Raw genomic sequence first — 1,607 nt, forward strand, 5'->3', positions numbered from 1 at the left:
GGCAGCTCCTGCCACGGCGCGGCGGACCATTCGGCGCCCGCCGTCCTGCCCGGCCCCACCGCGCCCGCCGGGCTCCCCGGCCCCTCGGCCGTGGCACCGCCCGCCCCGCTCACCGGGGGCGAGGCCATCCGCGGCCCCTCCCACGACGGGGCCGGTGCCGTCGACCGTCTCCGCCTTCAGGTCCAGCGGATCTAGAGAGGCCGGACCCGCCCCTCCCCCGCCCGCGCGGCGCCGGGAGCGGCGCTCCGCACGCCCCCTGATCCCGCGTCGCGCACCTCCGCGTGCGCGTTCGCCGACGACCGAGGACCTCACATGGCTTCCGCCAAGAACCCGAACACCCCCACCCCTGCCTCCGCCCGCCGCGCCAAGCTGGAGGAGGCCCGCCGCAAGGAACGGACCCGCGAGCGGCGCGGCCGCGTCGTCACCATCACCGCCGCGGTCGCCGTGATCGCCGCCATCGTGGCCGGCGGCGGCTACCTGGTGTCGGCGGCCGACGAACAGGACAAGGCCGAGGAACAGGCCAGGACCTCCCCCGTCACAGGCGAGCGGTCCTGGGACAAGCTGACGCAGAACCACGTCGAGAAGGCCGTCGACTACCCGATGAACCCGCCCGTCGGCGGCGACCACGACCCGGTCTGGATGAACTGCGACGCCGACGTCTACACGAAGGCGATACCGAACGAGAACGCGGTCCACTCCCTGGAGCACGGGGCCGTCTGGGTCACCTACAACGGCAAGGCGAAGGACGCGGACGTCGAGGCGCTCGCCCGGCGCGTCTCCACGACGCCCTACTCGCTGATGAGCCCGGTCGCCGACCAGGACGACCCCCTGGTGCTCAGCGCCTGGGGCAAGCAGGTCACCGTGAAGAGCGCCACCGACGCCCGCGTCGCGCAGTTCTTCACCAAGTACGTCCAGGGGCCGCAGACCCCCGAGCCGGGCGCCGCCTGCACCGGAGGGGTCGCCGGATGACGTCCACGCCCCGCGCCCCGCGCCCCCTCCTCCTCGCGGGCCCCCTGGTCCTCCTGCTGGCCGCGGGGCTGATCGCGCTGATGGTCGTGCGGCCCTCCGCCGCCTCCTCGGCGGGCCCCGAGGCAGCCGCGCCCGCCGAGTCCTCGGCTGACGTCGGCTTCGCCCGGGACATGTCCGTCCACCACCAGCAGGCGGTCGAGATGGGCTTCGTCGTCCGGGACCGCACCGACGACGAGGACGTGCGCCGGCTCGCGTACGACATCATCAACACCCAGGCCAACCAGCGCGGCATGATGCTCGGCTGGCTGGAGGCGTGGGGCAGGCCCAAGAGTTCGGGCCGGCCGCCCATGGAGTGGATGGGCCACCCCGTCGCCGCCGGGGCCGACGGGTCGCTGATGCCGGGCATGGCGACCGACACCCAGCTCGACCGGCTGCGCGCGGCCTCGGGCCGGGACGCGGAGGTGCTGTTCCTCCGGTTGATGACCGTGCACCACCGCGCCGGCGCGGACATGGCGCGGGCCGCGGCCGGCGCGGCCGGCACCGAGGAGATCAGGAACCTGGCGGCCGGCATGGCCCGGGCCCTGGAGTCGGAGACCGCCCGCATGGCCGACATGCTGAGGGAGCGGGGCGCACGGCCC

The 1,607-nt window shown here is 75.2% G+C and carries 2 protein-coding genes and 1 pseudogene; all 3 read left to right on the forward strand.

What is annotated here, in order from left to right; all coding sequences use genetic code 11:
• Positions 1–195 (forward strand): annotated as a pseudogene (locus ABZ371_RS32475) (hypothetical protein); the annotation flags it as partial.
• A gap of 117 nt (positions 196–312) precedes the next feature.
• Positions 313–969 (forward strand): DUF3105 domain-containing protein, encoded by a 657-nt coding sequence (locus tag ABZ371_RS32480; RefSeq protein WP_358686503.1) that lies wholly within the window; start codon positions 313–315, stop codon positions 967–969.
• Positions 966–1,607 (forward strand): DUF305 domain-containing protein (locus ABZ371_RS32485; RefSeq protein WP_358686505.1); only part of this gene is annotated, 642 nt, incomplete at its 3' end. The genes ABZ371_RS32480 and ABZ371_RS32485, both read left to right, overlap by 4 nt.

The organism is Streptomyces sp. NPDC005899, assembly GCF_040629645.1.
In the GTDB taxonomy this organism is placed as follows: domain Bacteria; phylum Actinomycetota; class Actinomycetes; order Streptomycetales; family Streptomycetaceae; genus Streptomyces.